The sequence below is a fragment of the Nocardia crassostreae genome (assembly GCF_001613405.1).
Lineage (GTDB): Bacteria > Actinomycetota > Actinomycetes > Mycobacteriales > Mycobacteriaceae > Nocardia > Nocardia crassostreae.
In genome coordinates this window covers 1-23833 of record NZ_BDCH01000025.1, presented here as the reverse complement: position 1 = coordinate 23833, position 23833 = coordinate 1, and the positions used below count along the sequence as shown (strand labels likewise).

The following is a 23833-nucleotide window of genomic DNA, read 5'->3' as shown; positions in this document are numbered from 1 at the left end:
CCTATCGGGGTATGGGCTGGGAGAGTTCGTCACCGGTCACACCCGGCGGCGCGGTCACGCCGTTGTCCGGCACATCCGGCCGCGGCGCATTGGCCGACCCGCGAATCTGCAGGGCCGGATCATTGGTGACGCAGTAGTTGTAGAGCCGCACCCGGGTATCCACGACGGCCTGGGTGGGAACGACCGGGATGGTGTTGTATTCGCAGGTCGGGCGCGGCCAGGGATCGACCAGCGTGTGGTAGGCCCCGTCGTGGGCGGGCACCCCGAGCGCCGCCGAGCCCACCCGCAGCGCCGGGAACAGCGCCGCGATGGCCGGTGCGCGCAGCTTCGCCGCGCGGGTGATGGCCACGAAGTTCGTCACCAGATTGGTCATGGGGTCCTCGGTCGCGGTGAGGAACCCGCCCAGCGTGGCGAGCTGCCCCGGGCCCTGTCGCAGCAGCTCGCGCAATTCCCGGTCGGCCGCGGCGAATTGGTGGAACAGGGTGCTGCCCGCCGCGGTGAGCGTGCCCAGATCGGGCTGCGCGTGCGAGGTGGTCTCGGCGATGATCTCCAGATTCTCGATCAACTGCCGGGTCTGCGGCAGCAGATCGGTGAGCCCGGCCATGGCGCGGCTGATACCGGAGATCATGTTGCGCAGCCGATCCGGACCACCGGCCAGGGCCTTGTCCAGTTCGTCGATGATGACGGTCAGCCGGTCCGGATTCATACCGCCGATGAAGTCGCTCATATTCGCGAACACCGACTGAATGGCGACCGGGACGCTGGTGCGAGCGCGCTCCACGACCGTGCCGTCGCGCAGATACGGCCCGGTATCGGAATCGGGCCGGAAATCGAGGTACTGCTCACCCGCCGCCGACAACCGGCCGACGGCGACGGTGCCGCCCACCGGAATTCGCACCGAATCCTCGATCTCGGCAATGGCCGCGACACCGTCGCCGGAGACCCGAACCTCGCCGACCCGGCCCACCCGGCTACCCCGGAAGGTGACGTCGTTTCCGGCCGCCAGCCCGCCCGAGGAGGCGAGCTCGACGGTGACGGTCATGGTGTGCGGCAGCGGATCGAACCGCAGCACAGAGCCGCCGATATAGCCGCTGCCGATCAGGAGCACGACCACGAGACCGACATTGGCGAGGCCGATGCGCCTGCGCACCATCCATTGCCACAGTGGTGAATTCATCGCTCACCGCCTTCTGCGGGCAGCGCGCCGGGCAGCTGCGGGGGACTGGTGAGCCGCCCGAACACCTTCCCCAGCACCTGCACCAGGCTCCCGATGAACAGTCCGGCATCGCCGAGTTCGGGCCATCGGCTGCCCGCGGGATCGGTGAGCGCGCCGACGTTCAGGTACGACACCGTCGCGGCCACCGCCAGCGCCGGACCGTCCAGGCTGGCCATGAGCGAGGGATAGATGGCGTGCAACCCGTCGAGCGTCCCGGTGAGGTTGTCGCCCATCTGCGCGAAGCCCGACATGAGGGCCTGAATGCTGTTGAACAGGCTCACGAATTCGGTGCCGGTGGTGTCGCTGAAATCGCCGAGCGCGGTCATGGTGGTGGACACCTCGGTCAGCAGGTCCACGATCTGCTGGTTGTTCTCGGTGAACAGCCCGATCAACTGCGGAAAGGTATCGGCGGCGGCGCCGAGTTCGGCCTTGCGCCGCGCGAGTTCGCCGGTGAGCACGTCCAGGCCGCCGAGCACGCCGTCGATATCGCCGGTGCGTTGATTCAATGCGGCGATGACACCGGTCATTTCGGTGATCAGATGCCGCAATTGCGGCGCCTTCCCGGCGAACATGGAGTTCATCTCGGTGGTGATGCGCGCCGCCTGATTGATGCCGCCGCCATTGAGCAGCAGCGAGATCGACATCATGAGCTGTTCCACCGAGGCCCCGGCCGAGGTCCGATCGGTGCCGATGGTGTCGCCGTCGCGCAGCGGTTCGCCCGCCTCCGCCGTGGACGGCAGCGTCATGGCCACGAACATGTCGCCGAGCGGAGTGGCCTGGCGCAGTTCGGCGGTGGTGCCGTGGGGGAGCCGAATGTCCTCGCGAATCAGCATTTCCACATCGGCGATGAAGTTCGTCGTCGAGATATCGGTGACCACCCCGATATCGGTGCCGCCGATCTTCACGTGCGCCCGGTCGGGCAGATTGAGCGCATCCTTGAACGCCACGTGAATGGTGTAACCGGGTGCGCCGATTCCGGGTTCGGGCATGGGCACATTGCTCACCGACACCGCGCAACCGCTCGCGCCGGTGAGCGCCGCCACGGTCACTGCGGCCGCGATACCGCGAATTCGCGCGCTCATTCGATGCTCGCAATCCCGAGCAGCGCGGCGGTGAGCCCGAAGTCGGGACCGAAGTCCTGGATCTTGCCGGTGCGGCAGCCGTCAAGGCGCATCATGACGCGCTCGCAGAACAGCGCCAGCGCCTCGCCGTCGAGCGCCGATTTGTCCAGCAGGCCGTGCAGCCGCAGCGCCTGATGTTCGGTGCTGGTGGCATTGGCCAGGTTCTGGAACATGAGCGGTGCGACGTCCACGATCTCGGTGAGACCGCGGGCATTGAGCCGCATCTGCTCGGAAATGGTGACGAAGCGGGTCAGCGCTCCGGCGAGCTGATCCTGGTTCTCGCCGACGAGGGTGGCCGTATTGGTGACGAAGTCGTCGAGTTGGGCCAGTACGGCCTGCAGACCGGGAGCCTGCTCGCCCATGAGGCTCACCAGTTCGGTGAGGCGGCCGCTGAAATCGCGGACGGTCTGATCATTGGACGCGATGATCTTGGTGATCTCGTTGAGTTCGATGATCGTATTCGCGATCTGGTCCTTGTTGGCGAAGGTGACCTCGAAGGCCGACGACAGCGCGTCGAGGGTTTCGCGGAGCCGGTCGCCATTGCCGTCCAGGAGCGGAAACAGGACGCGGCTCGCCATCGGGCCGGTCTCGTTGTCGCCCTTCAGCGCGGCGCCGAGCTGATCGAAATTGGCGAGAATGCGATCGAGTTCGACGGGAACCCTGGTGCGCGGCAAGGGAATATGCGCGCCGTCCGCGAGTACCGGACCGTCGCCCGTATACGCCGGGGCCAATTCCACATGCCGGTTGGTGATCAGTTGCGGATTGACCAGCGCCGCCATGGCATCGGCCGGAATCTTGACGCTGCGATCCAGTGACATGATCACCTCGACGTAACTGCCCTTGGGCGTGACGGATTCGACCGTGCCGATCGGAACACCCAGTACCGCAACCTCATTGCCCGCATACAGACCCGCCACGTTCTCGAAGTCCGCGCTGACCCGCATGCGGTCGCCGAGATACCGCCCGGGCAGTGAGCTCACGCTGTCCGGCAGCACCCCGCACCCCGCCTCCACCGCGGCCGCCCAGCACACCGCGGCCAGCTTCAGCAGTGCCCGCGGTCTCGTCCACGCCCTCATTACTCGCACCCCTGAATGGCCTGCGCGAAGCACAGCCAGTTGTCCGGGAACAGCCACGGTGCGTACACCTCGCCGTACGGCCCGTTGCCGACCACATTGTTGAACTGCCGCAAGGCGACCGGCATGATCTCGTACAGCCGGTCGAGGTTCTGCTTGTTCTTCTCCAAGCCCTCGGACATGGTGTTGAGATCACCGATGAGCGGCCCGAGCTGACCGTTGTTCTCCAGGCCCATCTCCTGCAACAGCCGCGACAGCGCCGCGACATTGTCGAGCAGGCTGCGCAGCAGGGTCTGGCGCTGCTGTACGGCGGTGCCGATGGCCTCGCCGCGAGTCAGCAGGAGCAGCACGCTGTTCTGATTGTCTGCCGCCAGCTGCGCGACCACATCCATGCCTTTCAGCAGGGTGTCGACCTCGTCGCGGCGGTCATTGATGACCTTGGCCAGCGCGCCGACGCTGTCGAGGGCCTGCACGGCCAGCTCGGGGGATTCGCCCATCTGCTGGTTGACGGTGTCGAGAGCCTGGCGCAGCTTCACGGGGTCGATTCGCTCGATGTGCTCGAACGAGGACTTGTACTCGGGATCCTGAATGACCTTGCCCAAGTTGTAGGGCACGGTGGTGTTCTCGATGGTGATGCGATCCCCGGCCAGCGCCTCGCCATTGCCAGGCACCAGGTCCACATGCAGGCGGCCCAGAATGGTCGACATCTTGATGGCCGCCCGGGCATTCGAGCTCAACCGCAGGTCCCGGCGCACCTTGAAATCCACCAGAACCTTGTCGCCGTCCAGCTTCACCGCCGCGACGGTGCCGACCTCGATACCGGAGACGTCCACCGTCGCACCCGGCCGCAGCCCGGCGGCCTGTGCGAATTCCGCGTGAATCGTCTTGTCCCCGAACTGCGCCTGCTTGATGGCCGTCGAACCGACCAGCAGCAGCACCACGAATCCGGCCGCGAACAGGCCGAGCCGCAAATACCGATTCATCGGCGCACCTCCGATTGAGCCGGTCCGCCGACCTGGGAGAAGAGTCCGGGCGGCAGCAGCACGCCCCACAGCGAGACGTCCAGTCGGCAGATATAGGCATTGCCGTAGGCGCCGTAGGAGCTGAATCGCGCCAAGGCATTCAGGATGTCGGGCAGCTCCACCGCGGCCTGATCCAATGACGCGCCATTGAGCAGCAGCAGGGCGATGCCGCCGGTGGCATCGTTCTGTGCCTGGGCCACACCGGGTATCACGGCGGCGATAATGTTCACCAGCGAATCCGTCGCCGTCGCCACGCGATCGACCGAGGTTTTCAGCGCCTCGCCCTGCGAGTAGAGCGCCTCGGTCAGCGAACGCGCCTGGGTGATCAGGGTTTCCAGCTCCGAACTGAGATTGGACAGGCCGGAGATCACGCTGCTGAGGTTGGCGATCACATCGCCGAGGATCTGATCGCGCTGGCCGAAGGTCGAGGCCAGCTGCGCGGCCTGGGTGACCAGCGAGCTCAGCGAGACGCCATTGCCCTGCAGGGCCTGGACGAGCGTCTCCGAGAGCGAGTTGACCTGACCGGGTTGCAGCACGCTGAACAGCGGTTCGAAGCCCGAGAGCAGCGCCGAGACATCGAAGGACGGCTCGGTGCGTTCGAGGGGAATCTGGTCACCGGGCGCGAGCGGCTGCCCGGCCTGCTCGCCCGGCATGAGCGCGATATAGCGCTGGCCGATGAGATTCTGATAGCGGATCAGAGCCTTGGTCGACGTCGTCGGATGCTGGTCGTCCTCGATCCGGAAGTCGACCCGGGCCCGGTAGTCGGCAGTGAAGTCGATCTTGTCGACCCGGCCCACCCGGACCCCGGCCATGCGCACGTCATCGCCGATGCGCAGGCCGAGCACATCGGAGAACATGGCCGAATAACCGTGTGTGCCACCGGGTACCGAACGTTGCAGGGTCGACCAGATGGTGTAGGTCAGCACCACCGCGATGACCGCGAAGAGGCTGAACCCCGCCAGGGATTTCGCCGATTTCATGCCGTGGCCTCCGTCAGATAGCCGCCGGTCGGGACAGGACCCAGCAAGAGCACCTGGGCCATATTGGGTTTACCGCCGACCACCGCCGCAATGGCTTCGGTGCCGCGCAGTCCCGCGGGTTGCGTTGTGGCCTGGTCATTTTCGGCGTACGAGGCGGGTGCGTTGATTCCGGGGATCACCGGCAGCCCCGGTATGGCGGGCAGATTCGGCACCGGGGCCGGACCGGCTGCCCCCAGCCACTGCGGCATGAGCGAAGTCGGGTACTCCTGCGGCGGTGCGACATCCGGCACCGTCGGCCCGCCGCAGCGCGGTCCGGTCAGCTCGCCGTAGCGGGGGCAATCCGCGGCCGTGTACTGCTGGAACGGCGTGAAGGACACATCCATCTTCCACACCATCTGGCTGCTGGAGCCGAAGGTGAACACGCCTTGCAGACGATGCAGCGCGGTATTGAGATTGGCGATCGAGTACGGGATGGCCTGCGGATCCTTGGCGAGACTGCCGAACAGCTCGTCCAGACCCGCCACCAGGAACTTGCCGGAATCCGGATTGCGCGCGAACAGCGAGTTCACCGCGTCCACGGCCGTGCCGCCATTGGTCAGCAGGGCAATGAGATTCGCCCGCTGCTCGGTCAGTGTGCGCGCGGTGGTCACCGACCGCGACAGCATGCCGACCAGCTCCGGTGCGGACCGGCTCAGCGCGGTGGCCGCCTGCCCCAGATCGCCGAGCAGATTGCCGATGCCGGGGATGGCGTGCACCTCGGTCAGCCAGGTGTCGAGGCGCTCGATGGTGGAGCCGGGGACGCACGCTTGCGGATCCAATGCCGCGGCAAGGGTTCCCAGTACGCGGCCGAGCTTCTCCGGCTGAATATTGTCGAGCACGTTGCGCAGGACATTGAGGGTGGTCTGCAATTGCACGGTCGCCGCGCTGGTGTCCTCGGGAATGACGTCCCCGGCCCGCAGCGTGTCCCGGCTCGGCTCGGTGTCGACCAATTCGACGGCGGTGACGCCGAAGATATTGTTCGGGATCACGCGCGCCGCGACGCTCGCCGGAATCATGTCGGCCACGGTGAGTCTCAGCGCGATCTCGGCGCGCTGCCGTTCCCCCTTGGCGACCACCTGCACGCTCTCGACGCGGCCGACCACCATGCCGCGGAATTTCACATCCGCGCGCTCGGGCAGTCCGTCGCCGGTACTGGTCAGCTCGGCGACCACGCCCACCTTGTCCTCGAAGCGCCCGGTGTAGCACAGGGCCAGTAGATACAGCAGCAGCGCCACGGCCGTGAGCATTGCCAGCCCCGCGAGGGTCAGTTGCCTGGCCGTGGGTCCGCGGCCACTCGGATCGAGAATCATGCGCGCCTACCCGGAGATCCGGAAGCCGGGGTCGATACCCCAGATGGCCAGGGTCAGAAACAGATTGGCGAACACCATGACGACGATGACCATCTTGATGGCGCGCCTCGCAGCCACTCCGACGCCCTCCGGGCCACCGGTGGCGACATAGCCGTAGTAGCACTGGATGAATGCCGAAAGCATGACGAACACAATGACTTTGAGCAGCGACCAGAACACGTCGGGTCCCAGCAGGAACTGGAAGAAGTAGTGGTCGTAGGTGCCCGCGGTGGTGCCGCCTAGAATCAGCACCGACAGCTTGGTCGCCAGATACGCGACCGCCAGGCCCACGCTGTAGAGCGGGATGATGGTCACCGTCGCGGCGATCATGCGGGTGCTCACCAGATACGGAAGCGGCCGGATCGCAATGGATTCCAGCGCGTCGATCTCCTCGGAGATGCGCATGGACCCCAGCTGCGCGGTGAACCGGCAGCCGGACTGAATGGCGAAGCCCAGGGTGGCGATGATCGGCGCGAGCTCGCGCGTGGTGGCGAATCCGGAGATGGCGCCGGTCAGCGGCCCCATGGTCAGCAGGTTCAGGGCCGTGAACGACTACATGCCCACGGTGATGCCCGCGAATCCGCACAGCGCGATGACCACGCCGATGGTCCCGCCGCCCACGATGAGCGAGCCGTTGCCCCACCCGATATCGGCGGTCAGCCGCAGCACTTCCTTGCGATAGTGCTTGATCACGAACGGAATCGCGATGAGCGCCTGGAAGAACGTGACGGCCTGATGCCCCATCCGCTGATTGGCCTGATACGGCACGGCGATCGCGCTGCCCGCGAGCCTGATCGGCCGCAGCGCCGGGGGAGTGTAGGTACTGCCCACCTCAGATCACCTTCGTCGGGAACAAGGTGTTGTACACCTGGGTGAGAATGATGTTGGTGGCGAACAGCATGAGCGCCGAGCTGACCACCGCGGAGTTCACCGCATTGGCCACCCCGCCCGGTCCGCCGTGCGCGTGCAGGCCGATATCGCAGGCGATGATCGCGGTCAGCGCACCGAAGACCGCCGCCTTGATCAGGGCGATCACCAGGTCATTGGCCACCGCGAAGGACGCGAACGAGCCGATGAAGGATCCGGGCGTCCCCGACTGGGCGTACACATTGAACAGGTAGGCCGTCGCGAATCCGACGAACACGATGAACCCGCACAGCAGCATGCTCACCAGCACCGCCGCCAGCAGCCGCGGCGCGACCAGCCGCCGCACCGGATCCACGCCCATGACCATCATGGCGTCGATCTCCTCGCGAATGGTGCGCGAACCCAGATCGGCGCAGATGGCCGACCCCACCGCCCCCGCGATCATGAGCGAGGTCACCAGCGGCGCACCCTGGCGGATGATGCCCAGTCCGGCCACCGCGCCGATGAAGGTGGTCGCGCCGACCTGATTCACCAAGGCGCCCACCTGAATCGACACCACCACCGCGATAGGGATGGCCACCAGCACCGTCGGCGCCGCCGACACACTGGTCATGAAGGCGCACTGCTTGATGAACTCCTGATACGGAAACCGCCGCCGCGCCATGGCGACAACCAGCTGCCGCACCGCCTCCCGCCCCAGCAGCACCTGCCGCCCGAGGGTCTCCAGAGACTGCTGTGGATGCCGTTTCCACAGTCGCGCAATGCTTTCGGTAATCCTGTCGAGCTCACCGTGCGCCGGTTCCGGCGGCCCCTTGTGCATGCGGGCCGGTGAAGTGGTGGTCAAGGCGTCGCCCCCCCTACGCCATATCGTCGAGATACTGCTGCAGCAGCACCAGCAGAAAGCCCAGTACGGCGACCCCCGCCGCCACGGCGCTCAGCACCGCCAGCCAGAGCCCGAACCGGAAAACGGGATTCACCTGCGTACGCCCACCGAGCACCCGCACCCCTCGGACGAGGAGATCGATGAGCCAGACCAGCGCCATCATTACGTCATGCACACATTCGAGAAGGTGAGCACCGGCCAGCAGACGATGGAGCCCAGGAACGAGATGATCACGTCCAGCCCGTGCAGCTGTTTCAGGTGCGAGGTGTGCGTGAGCGTCCAGATGAGGCCCACCAGGCCGTAAGGGATGCCGATCAAGATCAGCGTGCCGAGAAACTCCGACACCTTCATCTCGTAACTCAGTATTCGGTCCAGCCGTTGCAGCATGGAGCGGTATGTTACCGATTATTTTCGCTATGAAAAGCGCTTTCGGAAAACTCGTGTCCCGGACAGTCGACCAGCATGTATTCCTGGAAGTTGGCTGTGAACCACCGGTTTATTCGGCCATTGACCTGCTGCCCCCGGCGTTCTAAGTTATTAGTCATTCCGCATCGGTGCGTGAAAGGGCAACCATGACCTCAGCAGCGGCCCAGCCCTTCGAATCGGTCCCGTTGACCACCGAGCAGACCCGCATCCACATCCCCGCCATCCACCGCTCGCAGACCAAGCGCCCGCCCCGGGTGCAGGATGCGATGGATTTCTGGCAATTCGCCGGAGCGGCCGCCAATGTGGCCATGCAGATGGCCCGCCCCGGCGTCGGCCACGGCGTCGCCGACAGCAAGGTGGAATCCGGCGCGCTCATGGTGCATCCCTGGAAACGCCTGCGCACCACGGCTTCCTACCTCGCGGTCGCGCTACTCGGCAGCGACGAGGAGAAGGCGGAATTCCGGGAAGCCGTGAATGTCGCCCACCGCCAAGTGCGCTCGGAACCCGGCGCCCCGGTGAAGTGCAACGCCTTCGACCGCAATCTCCAGCTCTGGGTCGCGGCCTGCCTGTACATCGGCTTCGAGGATTCCTACCAGATGCTGCACGGCAAGATGAGCCCCCATCAGGCCGAGGAGTTCTACCGCACCTCATCCACCCTGGGCACGACTCTGCAAGTGCCGGAAGACATGTGGCCCCCCACCCGCGCCGACTTCGACGTCTACTGGAACCTGGCCGCCGAACAGGCCGTTCTCGACGACAAGGTCCGCGCCTTCGTGGACGACCTCCTCCACCTGCGCATGATCCACTGGTACCTGCGCCTCGTCTTCGGCGGCCTCCTCCGCTTCCTCACGGCTGGCTTCCTGGCCCCTCACTTCCGCGAACAGATGGGCGTCCCCTGGACCCCCGCCGACCAACGCCGCTTCGAAAACCTGTTCCTCTTCGTGGGTTTCGTCAACCGCTTCATCCCCCGCTTCCTCCGCTTTGCCCCCACCCACGCCATGATGCGCGATGTCCGCCGCCGCGTCCGAAAGCACAAGCCCCTCATCTGATCCGCTGTAGGCTTCCCAAAGGTTCGAGCCAGACCAGAACGGAGCCGGTATGCGCACGGTCGATGTTGAGTGCACCATCCAGGCTCCCCGCCCCGACGTCTTCGACTGGCTCACCGACGCCACCAACTACCAACGCGTCCCCTTCGTCCGCCGCGTAACCCTGGTCCGCCCCGGCAACACCACCGGCCACGGCGCAGGCGCAGTCCGCCTCATAGTCACCCCCCTGATGCGCCTGACCGAAGAAATCGTCGAATACTCACCCCCCGCCCTGATGCGCTACCGAATCCTCAAATCCGTCCCCCCACTACGCCACCAAGAGGGCTCCATAGCCTTCGAAGAAGTCCCCGGCGGCACCAAAGTCCACTGGATCTCCACCTTCGAACTGGCCACCCCCCTCCTCCCCACCCTCACCACCCGCACCTTCCTCCCAGTAATCACCGGCGGCATCCACCTGGTCCTCCGCACCGCCGAACGCGAACTCAAAGGCATCTAACCCTCAGTTCACACCCCTTCCCCCCCCCGCTTCACACCCCTTATTCAGCCCCAATACAGGGTGTGAACCAACGCCAAAGGGTGTGGACCCGAGTTATGTCAGGTGCTGGGCACCGGCGGTCCGCGGATAGAAGTGAGGGTGCTTATCCGAGCGCGGCGAGGGCCATCCGGCGCAGGACCGGTCGCGCGCGAGTCGCGGATGCGGCCGGGGCGCTGTGCGGTGTCGAGTTGATGAGCCCGAAGGTGGCGTGGGCTTGGACCCGGGCCGCCGGTTCGGGGAGATCCGGGTGGAGTTCGCGTAGGACCGCGACCCAGATCTCGACGTACTGGCGCTGGGTACGGCGGACCTGGCGGCGGGCGGATTCGGGGAGATTCTCCAGGTCGCGGTCCTGGATACGGATCAATTCGGGCTCGCCCAAAGCGAAGTCGAGGTGGAAGTCGATCAGGTCGGTGAGGGCCTGGGCCGGGTTGGGCGCCTGGGCGGCCACGGCTCTGCCGCCGTCAAGGAGGCGCTGGCTGATGCCGACCAGTAGTTCGACCAGCAGGGCTTCCTTGTTGGGGAAGTGGCGGTAGACCGCCGGGCCGCTGATGCCTGCGGCCGCGCCCAGATCGTCGAGGCGCATGCTCAGGAAGCCGCGGTCGGCTACCAGGCGGGCTCCGGCGTCGAGCAGCTGCTGTCTGCGTTGCGCCTTGAGCTGTTCGCGGCGGGTGAGCGTGACGGTGTCGGTGCTGCTCACCGTGGCTCCTTTCGCCGGTCCTGGACAACTCAGTTAGTGAAGATTATCTTATTTTCCAGTTATTGGTGATTAACCGAGCGGGCAGGATGGCGTTATGACGCTGACGGGGGACGTGCGTACCGGGAATCGGGCGGCACATCTGGCGCTGGTCGAGGAGTTGCGGGAGCGGCTCGCGGTGAGTGCGCTGGGCGGGCCGGAGAAGGCCCGGGAGCGGCATGTGGCGCGGGGGAAGCTGTTGCCGCGCGAGCGGGTGGATCAGCTGCTCGATGCCGGATCGCCGTTCCTGGAGCTGTCGCCGCTGGCGGCCAATGGGCTGTACGGGGACGAGTGCCCCGGGGCCGGGGTCATCGGCGGGGTCGGGCGGGTGTCCGGGCGCGAGTGCGTGATCATCGCCAATGACGCGACGGTCAAGGGCGGCACCTACTACCCCATGACGGTGAAGAAGCATCTGCGGGCGCAGGAGGTGGCGCTGCAGAACAATCTGCCGTGCATCTACCTGGTGGACTCCGGCGGCGCGTTCCTGCCCAAGCAGGACGAGGTGTTTCCCGATCGCGAGCACTTCGGGCGGATCTTCTACAACCAGGCGAATCTGAGCGCCAAGGGGATCGCGCAGATCTCCGCGGTCATGGGGTCGTGCACCGCGGGCGGGGCGTATGTGCCCGCCATGAGCGATGAGACCGTGATCGTGCGCAATCAGGGCACCATCTTCCTGGGCGGGCCGCCGCTGGTGAAGGCGGCCACCGGTGAGGTGGTGACGGCCGAGGAGCTGGGCGGCGGCGAATTGCATTCGCGCACTTCCGGTGTCACCGATCATCTGGCCGAGAGCGATCAGGACGCGCTGCGCATCGTGCGGAATATCGTGGCCACGCTGGGGCCCAAGACGCCGACGCCGTGGGAGGTGCGCCCGACCGTCGACGCCATCGCGCCGCAGGACGAGCTGTACGACGTGGTGCCGGTGGATCTGCGCACGCCCTACGACGTGCGCGAGGTCATCACCCGCATGGTCGACGGCGGCGAATTCCAGGAGTTCAAGGCCGAATACGGGCGCACCCTCGTCACCGGTTTCGCGCACATCCACGGCCATCCGGTCGGGATCGTGGCCAATAACGGCGTGCTGTTCAGCGAATCCGCCATGAAGGGCGCGCATTTCATCGAGCTCTGCGACAAGCGCAAGATCCCGCTGCTGTTCCTGCAGAACATCACCGGGTTCATGGTGGGTCGCGACTACGAGGCCGGTGGCATCGCCAAGCACGGCGCGAAGATGGTCACCGCGGTGGCCTGTGCGCGAGTGCCGAAGCTGACCGTGGTCATCGGCGGGTCCTACGGCGCGGGCAACTACTCCATGTGCGGGCGCGCGTATTCGCCGCGCTTCCTGTGGATGTGGCCCAATGCCCGCATCTCCGTCATGGGCGGTGAACAGGCCGCTTCGGTGCTGGCCACCGTGCGCGGCGATCAGCTGGACGGCAATGGCAAGCCCTGGTCGGAGGAGGATCAGGAGGCGTTCAAGGCCCCCATTCGCGACCAGTACGAGGCGCAGGGCAATCCGTACTACTCGACCGCGCGGCTCTGGGACGATGGCGTCATCGATCCGGCCGATACCAGAACAGTTGTCGGCCTGGCGCTTTCGGCCTGCGCGCAAGCGCCGCTCGAACCCGTCTCCTACGGCGTCTTCCGGATGTGATTGCCATGATGAACAAAGCGCACCCCATTGCCTTCGACACCGTGCTCGTCGCCAATCGCGGCGAGATCGCGGTCCGCGTCATTCGCACCCTGCGCGCCATGGGAATTCGCTCGGTCGCGGTGTACAGCGATGCCGATGCCGATGCCCGCCATGTGCACGAGGCCGATACCGCCGTTCGGTTGGGACCGGCTCCCGCGCGCGAGTCCTATCTGGATATCGCCAAGGTGGTCGATGCGGCTCGCCGCTCCGGCGCACAGGCCGTGCATCCGGGATATGGCTTCCTGTCGGAGAATTCGGCCTTCGCGGCGGCCCTCGACGAGGCGGGCATCGTCTTCCTCGGGCCGCCCGCCCGGGCCATCGAGATCATGGGCGACAAGATCGCCGCCAAGAACGCGGTCTCGGCCTACGGCGTGCCGGTCGTACCCGGTATCGCGCGCCCGGGTCTGACCGATGCCGAACTCATCGAAGCCGCAACCGAAATCGGCTATCCCGTGCTGGTGAAGCCGTCCGCCGGTGGCGGCGGCAAGGGCATGCGGCGGGTGGAGGATCCCGCACTGCTACCCGACGCCCTGGTCAGCGCGCGCCGTGAGGCGGCCGCCGCCTTCGGTGACGACACCCTGTTCCTGGAGCGCTTCGTCAGTCGCCCCCGGCATATCGAGGTGCAGATCCTCGCCGACGGCTCCGGCCAGGTCCTGCATCTGGGTGAGCGTGAATGCAGTCTGCAGCGTCGCCACCAGAAGGTGATCGAGGAAGCACCCTCGCCGCTGTTGGATGCCCAGACCCGCGCCAGGATCGGCGCGGCCGCCTGCAATACCGCGCGCAGCGTGGACTACATGGGTGCGGGCACCGTCGAATTCATCGTCTCCGCCGACAAACCCGACGAGTTCTTCTTCATGGAGATGAACACCCGCCTCCAGGTCGAGCACCCGGTGACCGAACTCGTCACCGGCGTGGACCTCGTGGAATGCCAGGTGCGCATCGCCGCTGGTCAGAAACTGTCAGTGAGCCAGGACGATATCCGCCTCACCGGCCATGCCATCGAAGCCCGCGTGTACGCCGAGGACCCCAGCCGCGACTTCCTCCCGACCGGCGGCACCGTGCTCGCGCTCTCGGAGCCGGAAGGCAAGGGCATCCGCGTGGATTCCGGCCTGCGCGCCGGGACCGTCGTCGGCAGCGATTACGACCCGATGCTGTCCAAGGTCATCGCCCATGCGCCCGACCGTGCCACCGCGATCGCCACACTCGATGCCGCACTGCGAGATACGCAGATCCTGGGCCTCCGCACCAATACCGATTTCCTGCGCTTCCTGCTTGCCGACCCGGATGTCCGCGCCGGACAGCTGGATACCGGCCTGCTCGATCGTCGTGTGGTGGACTTTCACGCCGAACCGGTCCGCGACACCCAATTCCTGGCCGCCGCAGCGTATCTGTGGCTGCGCCGCTGGCCGCAGACCCCCGCCGACCCGTGGGCGATTCCCACCGGCTGGCGAATCGGAGCGCACGCGCCGACCGTCCTGCGCCTGATCGGCGGCGACCGCACCGAACACGTCTACCTCACCGGCACGCCCGAGCACGCCGAGGCGTGGCTGGAGTCCGGCGAGAAGCACACGCTGACAGCGCGATTCGACAGCACCACACTCGGCGCGGGCCTGAGTTTGGGCCACCTCACCCTGACCGTCGACGGCCTGCGCACCCGTGTCCGCATTGCCGAGCACGACGGCCAGGTCTGGATCGCCGATGCCACAGGCGTCGCCCTGTTGCGCGAAGTCGCCGAAGCTGATGTGCGCACTGTCGCGGATCACTCCGGCGATGCCGAAATCACCAGCCCCATGCCGGGTTCGGTGATAGCCCTACTGGCGGCAACCGGCGACGAGGTGTCCGCGGGCGCACCGATCGTCGTGGTGGAAGCCATGAAGATGGAACACACCCTGACCGCCCCGGTCGCCGGTCGAGTCAAACTACTCGTCCCGCCCGGCACACAGGTGCGCCTGGACCAGGTGCTCGCCCGCGTGATCACCGACCCCGCACCGGGTGAGTCCGCCACGCCTGCCGCCGCCGAGTCCGACACTGCCGAGTCCGGCGCGGCCGAGTCCGGCGCGGCCGAGTCCGGCGCGGCCGAGTCCGGCGTGACCGAGTCCGGCGCGGCTGAGACCGGTGTGACCGAGACAAATCCTGTCGAGCCCGACGCAGCTCAGCTGGGTGCGGCTCAGCCGGGTGCGGCCAGAACCGATGCGGCCGAAACCGGCGCGACCGCCGCTTCGGACGGCCGGGGCGGATCGGCCCGGCCGTCGGATTCCGCTCTGCCCGCCGACACCGAACCAACTCGACGCGGGGGCGATACACCCGCCTCAGCTACCGCCGACCAGACCAGGGATATGTGATGACCGACTTCCTCTCCACCGGAACGCTTCCGGACGAGTACCGCGAACTCGCGCTCACCGTGCGGGATTTCGCCAATCAGGTGGTGGCTCCCGTGGCCGCCAAGCACGATGCCGAGCACAGCTTCCCGTACGAGGTTGTGAAGGGCATGGCGGATATGGGGCTGTTCGGGTTGCCGTTCCCGGAGGAGTTCGGGGGGATGGGCGGGGACTACTTCGCGCTGTGCTTGGCCTTGGAGGAGCTGGGCAAGGTCGATCAGAGTGTGGCCATCACGCTCGAGGCCGGAGTGTCGCTGGGTGCGATGCCGGTTTACCGATTCGGCAACGACAAGCAGAAGCAGGAATGGCTGCCACAGCTGACCAGCGGCCGGGCGCTGGCGGCGTTCGGGCTCACCGAACCGGGGGCGGGCAGTGATGCGGGCGGCACGCGCACCACGGCCGTGCTGGACGGGGACAGCTGGATCATCAACGGCTCCAAGCAGTTCATCACCAATTCCGGCACCGATATCACGCGGCTGGTGACCGTCACCGCCGTCACCGGGACCACGGAGGGGAAGAAGGAGATCTCCACCATCCTGGTGCCCACTGACACGCCGGGATTCGTGGCCGAGCCCGCCTACAACAAGGTCGGCTGGAATGCTTCCGACACCCATCCGCTGAGCTTCACCGATGTGCGGGTGCCCGCCGAGAACCTGCTCGGCGAGCGCGGGCGCGGGTACGCCAACTTCCTGCGCATTCTGGACGAGGGCCGCATTGCCATCGCGGCGCTGTCGGTCGGCGCGGCGCAGGGCTGTGTGGACGAGAGCGTCCGCTATGCCAAGGAGCGCGAGGCTTTCGGGCGTCCCATCGGCAGCAATCAGGCCATTGCCTTCAAGATCGCCCGCATGGAGGCCCGCGCCCATGCCGCCCGCGCCGCCTACTACGACGCGGCCGCGCTCATGCTCACCGGAAAACCGTTCAAGAAACAGGCCGCCATCGCGAAACTCGTCGCTTCCGAGGCCGCCATGGACAATGCCCGCGACGCCACCCAGATTTTCGGCGGCTACGGCTTCATGAACGAATATGCTGTGGCCCGGCACTATCGAGACAGCAAGATCCTGGAAATAGGTGAGGGCACCACGGAGGTGCAGTTGATGCTGATCGGGCGGGAGCTGGGGCTGTGAGCACTGACAGCCCGCGCCGAGTCGTACAGCGCGGTCTCTGGTTCGAGGAGTTCGAGACCGGTGTGGTGTACGAGCACCGGCCCGGCCGCACCGTTACCGAGGCCGACAATGTGCTGTTCACGACGCTGACCATGAATACCCAGGCGCTACATCTGGACGCCGCGTTCGCCGACGCGCTGCCGCCGTTCCACGCGCGGCTGGTGAATTCCATGTTCACGCTCTCGACGCTGGTCGGCCTGTCGGTGGCGCAGCTGACCCAGGGCACCATTGTCGCCAATCTCGGCTTCTCCGAAATCGCCTTCCCCAAGCCGCTTTTCCACGGTGACACGCTCTATGCCGAAACCGTGGTGACCGACCTGCGGGAATCCAAGAGCCGTCCGGGCGAGGGCATCGTTTCCTTCGCGCACACCGGCCGCAATCAGCACGGCGATATCGTCGCCACCGCCGTCCGCAAAACCCTCGTAAGGAAGAACCCTTCATGAGCTGGGAAATGCCCGGACCCGCATGGTTGTTCTGTCCGGCCGACCGCCCCGAGCGCTATGGAAAGGCGCTCGCGGCAGCCGATGTGGTCATTATCGACCTGGAGGACGGCGTCGCCGAGGCCGATAAGGCCGCGGCCCGCGAGGCGCTGATCGCCAACCCGCTGGATCCCGAACGCACCGTGGTGCGCATCAATGCGGCGGGCACGCTGGATCACATGCTCGATGTGGACGCCCTGGTCCGCACCGAATACCGGCGCATCATGCTGCCGAAATGCGAATCCGCCGAACAGATCACGCGCCTGGCCGATTACGAGGTGATCGCGCTGATCGAATCCCCGCTGGGTGCCATGGCGGTGGGGCGCGCGGTCATGGTGCGCAATGCCATCGGCGTCATGTGGGGCGCGGAGGACCTCGTCGCGGCGCTGGGCGGTAATTCCAGCCGTCATGCCGACGGCGGTTATCGGGATGTGGCGCGGCATGTGCGCTCGCAATCCCTGCTGGCCGCCAAGGCGTACGGGAAGTTCGCGCTCGATTCGGTGTATCTGAATATTCCGGATCTCGACGGCCTGGCCGCGGAATCCGAGGATGCGGTCGCCATCGGCTTCGATGCCAAGGTCGCCATTCATCCGAGTCAGATTCCGGTGATCCGCCGCGCCTACGCTCCGGGCGCTGCCGAGGTCGATTGGGCGCGAAGGCTTTTGGCGGAGGTGCCGAATCAGCCGGGCGTCTTCACCTTCGAGGGCAGGATGGTGGATATGCCGGTCATCCGGCATGCCGAGCGAATCGTGGCGCGGGCGCAACGCGCCGGTAGTCCGGCGTCGTAGGAGGTAGCGCGATGGAAGCCCAGTGGACGCCGACGGATCTGGATATCGTCGAGGCGGACGTCACCAGTTTCGCCCGCTTCGTGGAGAAGCGGACCGGGGAGTCGCTGCCGGACTATCGGGCGCTGTGGCAGTGGTCGGTGGACGACCTGCCCGGGTTCTGGGGTGCGGTGTGGGACTACTTCGATCTCGGCGAACGTCCGCAGGATGTGCTGACCAGCATGGAAATGCCCGGGGCGCAGTGGTTTCCGGGTGCACGGCTGAACTGCATCGACCAGGTGGCGCGGCAGGCGCGCACCGATCGCCCGGCCATTGTCGCAGTGGACGAGGACGGCACTGTCGGTGAGCTGTCCTGGGCCGAATTGATCGGCAGCACAGTGGCTTTCGCGGACCAGCTGCGGGAGCTCGGCGTCGGGCCCGGCGATCGCGTCGCAGGCTACCTGCCGAACATCCCGCACGCCGTGATCGCCTTCCTCGCCACCGCGAGCCTGGGCGCCATCTGGAGCGCTTGCGGCCAGGACTATTCCGCCCAGGCCGCGCTGGATCGGCTCGGCCAGCTGGAACCCACCGTCCTCGTCACCGCGGACGGGTATCGCTTCGGCGGCAAGGTCCACGACAAGACCGCCGATATCGAGGCCCTGCGCGCCGGGCTGCCGACGCTGCGCGCCACGGTCCTGGTGTCCCGCTTCGGCCGGACACTGCCCGGCGTGCTGTCCTGGGACGATCTCCGCCCCGATCTCGACGCCGAAATCGATACCGCCCAGGTCGATTTCGATCATCCGCTGTGGGTGCTGTACTCCTCCGGCACCACCGGTAAGCCCAAGGGTATTGTGCACGGCCACGGCGGAGTTCTGCTCGAACATTTGAAAGCCATTGCGCTCCAGTCGGATATCGGTCCCAGCGATACCGTGTTCTGGTACACCAGCCCCAGCTGGATGATGTGGAACTTCCAGATCGCCGGACTGCTGGTCGGCGCCACCGTGGTCTGCTACGACGGCAGCCCCTCGGCGCCGACCACCGATGCCCTGTGGTCCATTACCGCCCGGGTCGGCGCGACCATTGTCGGCACCAGCCCGGGATATGTGCTCGCCTGCGCCAAGGCGGGTGCGGTGCCGCGTACCGATCACGATCTCGCGGCCGTGCGGCTGGTCGGCATTACCGGCTCGGCGCTGCCGCCGTCGTCCTCACTCTGGTTGCGCGACAATGTCGGTGAGGATATTCCGGTGGCGTCCATCAGCGGCGGCACGGATGTGGTCTCCGCATTCATCGGCGGCGTGCGCACCGTTCCCGTCTGGCCCGGTGAGCTGTCCGCCCCCTATCTCGGCGTCGCGCTCGATGCCTGGGACGAACAAGGCCGGTCGGTACGCAACGAGGTCGGCGAACTGGTCATCACCAAACCCATGCCGTCCATGCCGGTGCGGTTCTGGAACGATCCGGACGGTTCCCGTTACCGCGACGCCTATTTCGAGATGTTCCCCGGCGTCTGGCGGCACGGCGACTGGATCACCCTGACCGCGCACGGCAGCATCATCGTGCACGGCCGGTCGGATTCCACGCTCAATCGCCACGGCATTCGCATGGGCAGCGCCGATATCTATCAGGCGGTGGAGGGTCTCCCGGAAATCGCGGAAGCCTTGGTCATCGGCGCCGAACAACCCGACGGCGGCTACTGGATGCCGCTGTTCGTGGTGCTCTCACCCGGTGCGGAACTCACCGAGGACCTGAAATCCCGCATCAATGCCACCATTCGCACCGAGGTCTCGCCCCGGCACGTACCGGACGAAATCATCGAGGCGCCCGGCATTCCGCACACGCGCACCGGTAAGAAACTGGAAGTCCCGATCAAGAAGATCTTCCAGGGCGCCGAGGCGGCCAAGGTGGTGGCGCCCACCGCGGTGGACGCGCCCGAACTCCTCGAGTGGTACTCCGCGCTGCGTAGGTGACCACCGGTTGATCAGTGACCACCGGGCAGGCGGCGATGCCCGGTGGTCACCTCGGAGGCCAGATCCTCGTAGCCGACGGCCAATTCGGCGAGGTTCTGCCAGACCGCCGTCAATTCCTGGCCCGAAGTACCGGCCAGCGCCGAGAACGCGTGCGCGGTCAATCTCGCCAGCCGGTCGATGACCGCGCCGAGAGTTTCGGTGTGCACGCGGGCCGCGCCGTGGGACGGCGGGAGTTGCGCGGTGACCCAGCAGTCGATCTGACGCACCAAATCGGTGCGCCGCGATTCCAGATCCGCGAGCTGTTCCGGGGTTGCTGCTAATCGGCGCTCATGTAACTCCGCGAGGTGATGGGCCGCGCGCAATAGCGGATGGCCCGGAAAGCCGGTCCCTCGACAGGCTCGAAGGACTTCGTTTTTCGTTGGAAGCGTCTCCGTCATCGCGACTGCTCCTGTACCACGAACTGCGAATTCCGAGCACGTTAGTCAGCGCAGATGACGAGAACGTGTATTGCGGAGCAACAACCTGCGTGTGATCCACAATTCAACTGGCGCGCAAGTATTTCGGATCAAGCGGTTGCCCCGCCGTCGACCACCAGATCGTGACCGACCACGAAGCTGGATTCGGGGGAAGCCAGCCACAGCACCGCCGCAGCGACTTCGGCCGGGGTGCTGACTCGACCGGCCGGTACGGCCGTGGCCACGCGAGCATCGTGATCGGCGCGGGTCTCGCCCGGGCGGAAAGACATCGGCGTATCGCTGGCGCCGGGGCTCACGGCATTGATGCGAATGCCGTCGGCAATGTGATCGCGGGCGGCGGTCTGCGTCAGCACGCTCACCGCGGTTTTGGAGGCGGCGTAGGCGGACATACCGGGGCGGCGGCCGTGGGCACCGATATTCGAGGCCATATTGATGATCGTGCCGCCGCCATTGGCGCGCATATGGGCGATTTCATGCTTCATGGCGAGGAAGACGCCGGTGAGATTCACCTCGAGAACCGACCGCCAAACGTTTTCGTCCAAGTCCGCGACCGGCGCGGCCTTTCCGAAAACGCCCGCGCTGTTGAAAGCGATATGGAGGCCGCCGTGGCGCCGCACCACCTCGGCGACCAGGTCGGCCACCTGCGCGCTATCGGTGACATCGGCTGTGAGCCAATCGATTCGGCCCGCCGGGGCCTGGATGCGGGCGGCGGTCTCGGCGAGTTGCTCGGCACTGCGCCCGGCCAGCGCCACCGTGGCTCCGGCCTCGGCGAAGGCCTGCGCGGTGGCGCTCGCGAGTGCGCCCGCGCCACCGGTGATCAGGACTACCTTGTCATCGAAACGTGCGCTCATGATCGTGAACAATCCGCGAGCGCACCCCGCTATTCCATCAGGCCAGTGAAGAAGGACTGGATATCGGCGGTGTGCGCCTCGGGGAGTTCCATGGCGACGAAGTGATTGCCGGTATTGCCCTCGGGCCAGTGCGCGATGCGATTGCCGCGCTCGGCCAGGCGGCGCATCAGGGCGGAGCCGCCGCCGTAGACGCCCACGGGGACCAGCTTCTGATCCGCGGGCCAGGTGAAACCGTCGTCGCCGAGGCCGTTGTACATGGGTCAGGAGGAACTGGCGACGGTATTGGTGAACCAGTACAGCGAGATATTGGTCAGCAGGTGGTCGCGTTCGACGGCATCCTCGAGATGCTCGGCCAGCGGCGAGAATTCCTTGAACTTGTGCACCAGCCAGGACAGCAGGCCGACCGGGGAATCGGTCCAGCCGTGCGCGAAAGTCTGTGCGGCCGAGGACAACAGGACGTGGTGGTTCACGCCCGTCTACCACTTCTGCATGAGTTCCCATTCGACCAGCTCGTCGGGCGTCATGGTGGGGACATCGGATGCGGAGGGCATGCCGATGCCGCCGTCGATGTGGACGCCGATGATGCGAGCCGGGCAGGCCAGTGCCATCTCCTGCACCACATAGGCTCCGAGATCGCCGCCCTGGACGCCGTAGCGGGCATATCCGAGGCGGGCCATGAGCTCGATCCACATTCGCGCCACATCGCCGGGCTTGAAACCCAATTCCCGCGGGCCCGCGGAGAAGGCGAATCCGGGCACCGAGGGAATCACGACGTGGAAAGCCTGCGCCGACTCCAACCCGTGCGCCCGCGGATTCGTCAGCAGCGGAATGGATTTGCTGAATTCCACGAAGGTGTTCGGCCAGCCGTGGGTGAGGATCAAAGGCAGCGCATCCGGCTCGGGCGAGCGGACGTGCAGGAAATGCACATCCAGGCCGTCGATCTCGGTGATGAACTGCGGGAACTCATTGAGCGCGGCCTCCTGTGCGCGCCAGTCGAATTCGGTGCGCCAGTACTCGGTCAGCTCACGCAGATAGCCGACCGGAACGCCCTGGCTCCAGTCCTCGCCGGGCAGCGCCGCCGCCCAACGGGCGCGGGTCAGCCGGTCGTTCAGGTCGTCGAGTTCGGCCTGCGGGATGTCGATGCGGAAGGGGCGGATCGCCGTGAAGGTCATATCGACTACGTTAGGAAGCTACTAGGACTGTTCCGGTCCTAATTGGAGAGGAGAGTTTCGGCATGGTTGATACTCCGGCACGACTCCTGCGTCTGCTCTCCCTGCTCCAGACTCCGCGCGAATGGCCCGGCAGCGAACTGGCCGAACGCCTCGGCGTCACCGACCGCACCGTGCGCCGCGATATCGACCGGCTGCGCGAACTCGGCTATCCGGTCGAGGCCACCCTGGGCGCGACCGGCGGCTACCGCCTGGTCGCGGGCGCGGCCATGCCGCCGCTGCTCGTGGACGACTAGGAGGCCGTGGCCATTGCCGTGGGCCTGCGCGCCGCGGCGGGCTCGGCCATCGCGGGCATCGAGGAAGCCTCGGTGCGCGCCCTCGCCAAGCTCGAACAGGTGCTGCCCGCCAAATTGCGCCGCCGCGTGCGCGTACTGGGCGTGGCCACGGTCAGCTACGCCTCCCGCGAAACCCCCGTGGATCCGGAAATCCTCACCACCCTCGCCGCCGCCATCACGAACAAGGAGCGCGTCCGCTTCGCCTACCTCTCGGCCGCGGGCGCGGAATCCCGCCGCAATGTCGAGCCGGTCGGCATCGTCCCGGTCCGCCATCGCTGGTATCTGGCCAGCTTCGATATCGACCGCGACGACTGGCGCATCTTCCGGGTCGACCGCATCCAGCGCCCGCAACCCACCGGCGCGCGATTCACCCCGCGCGAACTCCCCGCCGCCGATCCGGCCGCCTACGTGGCGGGCGAGCGAACCGACTGGGGCGCAACGACATTGCGCTACCACATCACGATCCACGCGCCCCTCGAACAAGTCGCGGGCAGACTCGGCGATGACCCCGGCGATATCACCGCCGTCGGCGAAAACGCCTGCCGCTACGAAGCGGTCCGCGAGGATTCCCCGGAATGGCTGGCACACCGGCTCCTGGACCTCGGCGCCGACTTCGAGGTCCGCGAACCCCGGGAACTCGTCGCCGAACTGCAAGCGGTCCGCACCCGGCTGGACCGGGTGCTCGGGAGCTGAGCACGCTGTGGGTGCCGAGGTGTCCGCTGTGGTCAACTCGGCTGCGCAGCATCTTCTTTCCCGTTGGTGTCCACGAGACCTGTGGACCATCGAGCATATGTGGGTCGAATGAGCGGTTACGCGCCGCTATGGCGGCCGGAGGATGGACCCACGCGAGGCTGGCCGAGGTTACCGGCGTGGACCCGAAATCGGTTGAGCGCTGGGTAAATCTCGGCCGCGTTCCTCGCAGGCGTACTGCCATTCGAGCTGCCGAACTTCTCGGCGAGGATGTTCATGCCCTGTGGCCCGCCCTGCGACAAGCACGGACAGCCCGCGCTGTCAGTCCCGAACTCGTCGCCCTCTACGACCAGAGAGCCGACGTTCCGGCGTCGGTGTTCGTCAACCTGTTCGCAGCAGCGCGCGACCACATCGACATCCTGGTCTACGCGGCCGTCTTCCTCCATGAGGCGTACCCCCGGCTCAATGATCTCTTGACCGAACGGGCTGAGGCAGGCTGCACGATCAGAATAGCCGTGGGCGCCGCCGACAGTGTCAACGTCCAACAACGGGGTCGGGAGGAAAAGTTCGGGCACGGTATCGAATCTCGT

23 protein-coding genes and 3 pseudogenes are annotated in these 23833 nt (G+C 66.4%); 10 read left to right on the top strand and 16 right to left on the bottom strand.

The window, feature by feature from the left end; all coding sequences use genetic code 11:
* Position 1 precedes the first annotated feature (1 nt).
* From NC4_RS25020 to NC4_RS24975, 10 genes and pseudogenes are all read right to left on the bottom strand, one after another.
* Positions 2 to 1177, bottom strand: a complete 1176-nt coding sequence (locus NC4_RS25020) for an MCE family protein (RefSeq protein WP_067542823.1) — start codon at positions 1175 to 1177, stop codon at positions 2 to 4.
* Positions 1174 to 2298, bottom strand: a complete 1125-nt coding sequence (locus NC4_RS25015; RefSeq protein WP_067542820.1) for an MCE family protein — start codon at positions 2296 to 2298, stop codon at positions 1174 to 1176. The genes NC4_RS25020 and NC4_RS25015 overlap by 4 nt, the downstream gene beginning before the upstream one ends.
* A complete protein-coding gene (locus NC4_RS25010) occupies positions 2295 to 3413 on the bottom strand; it encodes an MCE family protein (protein ID WP_067542817.1) in 1119 nt (372 codons plus the stop codon). Before NC4_RS25010 ends, NC4_RS25015 begins: the two co-directional genes overlap by 4 nt.
* Positions 3413 to 4393, bottom strand: a complete 981-nt coding sequence (locus tag NC4_RS25005; protein ID WP_067542814.1) for an MCE family protein — start codon at positions 4391 to 4393, stop codon at positions 3413 to 3415. The genes NC4_RS25010 and NC4_RS25005 overlap by 1 nt, the downstream gene beginning before the upstream one ends.
* Positions 4390 to 5412 carry an MlaD family protein gene (locus NC4_RS25000; RefSeq protein ID WP_067542811.1) on the bottom strand — a complete coding sequence of 341 codons (1023 nt, stop codon included), beginning with the start codon at positions 5410 to 5412 and terminating at the stop codon, positions 4390 to 4392. The genes NC4_RS25005 and NC4_RS25000 overlap by 4 nt, the downstream gene beginning before the upstream one ends.
* Positions 5409 to 6761 carry an MlaD family protein gene (locus tag NC4_RS24995; RefSeq protein WP_067542808.1) on the bottom strand — a complete coding sequence of 451 codons (1353 nt, stop codon included), beginning with the start codon at positions 6759 to 6761 and terminating at the stop codon, positions 5409 to 5411. Before NC4_RS24995 ends, NC4_RS25000 begins: the two co-directional genes overlap by 4 nt.
* A gap of 6 nt (positions 6762 to 6767) precedes the next feature.
* Positions 6768 to 7631, bottom strand: a pseudogene (locus NC4_RS24990) (ABC transporter permease).
* 1 nt (position 7632) lies between these two features.
* Positions 7633 to 8487 (bottom strand): MlaE family ABC transporter permease, encoded by an 855-nt coding sequence (locus NC4_RS24985; protein WP_067543436.1) that lies wholly within the window; start codon positions 8485 to 8487, stop codon positions 7633 to 7635.
* Positions 8488 to 8524: 37 nt separating this feature from the next.
* Positions 8525 to 8713: a hypothetical protein gene (locus NC4_RS24980; RefSeq protein WP_067542805.1), complete on the bottom strand. Its 189-nt coding sequence runs from the start codon at positions 8711 to 8713 to the stop codon at positions 8525 to 8527.
* Positions 8713 to 8937 carry a hypothetical protein gene (locus NC4_RS24975; protein WP_067542802.1) on the bottom strand — a complete coding sequence of 75 codons (225 nt, stop codon included), beginning with the start codon at positions 8935 to 8937 and terminating at the stop codon, positions 8713 to 8715. Before NC4_RS24975 ends, NC4_RS24980 begins: the two co-directional genes overlap by 1 nt.
* Before the next feature lie 185 nt (positions 8938 to 9122).
* On the opposite strand from NC4_RS24975, the gene NC4_RS24970 reads away from it, so the two are divergent.
* Both NC4_RS24970 and NC4_RS24965 read left to right on the top strand, forming a co-directional pair.
* Positions 9123 to 10025: an oxygenase MpaB family protein gene (locus NC4_RS24970; RefSeq protein WP_067542799.1), complete on the top strand. Its 903-nt coding sequence runs from the start codon at positions 9123 to 9125 to the stop codon at positions 10023 to 10025.
* A 49-nt stretch (positions 10026 to 10074) separates the two neighbouring features.
* Entirely contained in the window at positions 10075 to 10518 is a 444-nt protein-coding gene (locus NC4_RS24965; RefSeq protein WP_067542796.1) for an SRPBCC family protein, read from the top strand.
* 142 nt (positions 10519 to 10660) lie between these two features.
* On the opposite strand, the gene NC4_RS24960 is transcribed toward NC4_RS24965, so the two are convergent.
* On the bottom strand, positions 10661 to 11254 hold the full coding sequence (locus NC4_RS24960) for an SACE_7040 family transcriptional regulator (protein WP_067542793.1): 594 nt from the start codon (positions 11252 to 11254) through the stop codon (positions 10661 to 10663).
* A 94-nt stretch (positions 11255 to 11348) separates the two neighbouring features.
* Between NC4_RS24960 and NC4_RS24955 the strand changes: the two genes are divergently transcribed.
* The 6 genes from NC4_RS24955 to NC4_RS24930 are packed head-to-tail and all read left to right on the top strand — an operon-like array spanning position 11349 to position 19722.
* Positions 11349 to 12935, top strand: a complete 1587-nt coding sequence (locus NC4_RS24955) for a carboxyl transferase domain-containing protein (RefSeq protein WP_067542790.1) — start codon at positions 11349 to 11351, stop codon at positions 12933 to 12935.
* Between the two features lie 5 nt (positions 12936 to 12940).
* The gene (locus NC4_RS24950) at positions 12941 to 15316 is read left to right on the top strand and encodes an ATP-binding protein (RefSeq protein WP_084529789.1); all 2376 of its coding nucleotides are present in this window, start codon (positions 12941 to 12943) and stop codon (positions 15314 to 15316) included.
* The gene (locus NC4_RS24945; protein ID WP_067542787.1) at positions 15316 to 16476 is read left to right on the top strand and encodes an acyl-CoA dehydrogenase family protein; all 1161 of its coding nucleotides are present in this window, start codon (positions 15316 to 15318) and stop codon (positions 16474 to 16476) included. Before NC4_RS24950 ends, NC4_RS24945 begins: the two co-directional genes overlap by 1 nt.
* Positions 16473 to 16958, top strand: a complete 486-nt coding sequence (locus NC4_RS24940) for a MaoC family dehydratase (RefSeq protein ID WP_067542784.1) — start codon at positions 16473 to 16475, stop codon at positions 16956 to 16958. The genes NC4_RS24945 and NC4_RS24940 overlap by 4 nt, the downstream gene beginning before the upstream one ends.
* Complete coding sequence (locus tag NC4_RS24935; protein WP_067542781.1) at positions 16955 to 17782, top strand: HpcH/HpaI aldolase/citrate lyase family protein; 828 nt, start codon at positions 16955 to 16957, stop codon at positions 17780 to 17782. The genes NC4_RS24940 and NC4_RS24935 overlap by 4 nt, the downstream gene beginning before the upstream one ends.
* An 11-nt stretch (positions 17783 to 17793) precedes the next feature.
* A complete protein-coding gene (locus tag NC4_RS24930) occupies positions 17794 to 19722 on the top strand; it encodes an acetoacetate--CoA ligase (protein ID WP_067542778.1) in 1929 nt (642 codons plus the stop codon).
* Positions 19723 to 19733: 11 nt separating this feature from the next.
* Here NC4_RS24930 and NC4_RS24925 read toward each other — a convergent pair whose 3' ends face one another.
* The 5 genes from NC4_RS24925 to NC4_RS43140 form a co-directional block, all read right to left on the bottom strand.
* Positions 19734 to 20084 carry a DUF4254 domain-containing protein gene (locus tag NC4_RS24925; protein ID WP_245721902.1) on the bottom strand — a complete coding sequence of 117 codons (351 nt, stop codon included), beginning with the start codon at positions 20082 to 20084 and terminating at the stop codon, positions 19734 to 19736.
* A 203-nt stretch (positions 20085 to 20287) separates the two neighbouring features.
* Complete coding sequence (locus NC4_RS24920) at positions 20288 to 21049, bottom strand: SDR family NAD(P)-dependent oxidoreductase (protein WP_067543433.1); 762 nt, start codon at positions 21047 to 21049, stop codon at positions 20288 to 20290.
* A 29-nt stretch (positions 21050 to 21078) separates the two neighbouring features.
* Positions 21079 to 21306: a hypothetical protein gene (locus NC4_RS43150; RefSeq protein ID WP_245721901.1), complete on the bottom strand. Its 228-nt coding sequence runs from the start codon at positions 21304 to 21306 to the stop codon at positions 21079 to 21081.
* 3 nt (positions 21307 to 21309) lie between these two features.
* The gene (locus NC4_RS43145) at positions 21310 to 21519 is read right to left on the bottom strand and encodes a hypothetical protein (RefSeq protein WP_245721900.1); all 210 of its coding nucleotides are present in this window, start codon (positions 21517 to 21519) and stop codon (positions 21310 to 21312) included.
* A 6-nt stretch (positions 21520 to 21525) separates the two neighbouring features.
* On the bottom strand, positions 21526 to 22221 hold the full coding sequence (locus tag NC4_RS43140; protein WP_245721899.1) for an epoxide hydrolase family protein: 696 nt from the start codon (positions 22219 to 22221) through the stop codon (positions 21526 to 21528).
* A 62-nt stretch (positions 22222 to 22283) separates the two neighbouring features.
* Between NC4_RS43140 and NC4_RS24910 the strand changes: the two are divergent.
* Both NC4_RS24910 and NC4_RS39355 read left to right on the top strand, forming a co-directional pair.
* A pseudogene (locus NC4_RS24910) lies at positions 22284 to 23246 on the top strand (helix-turn-helix transcriptional regulator).
* 128 nt (positions 23247 to 23374) lie between these two features.
* Positions 23375 to 23833 (top strand): annotated as a pseudogene (locus tag NC4_RS39355) (XRE family transcriptional regulator); the annotation flags it as partial.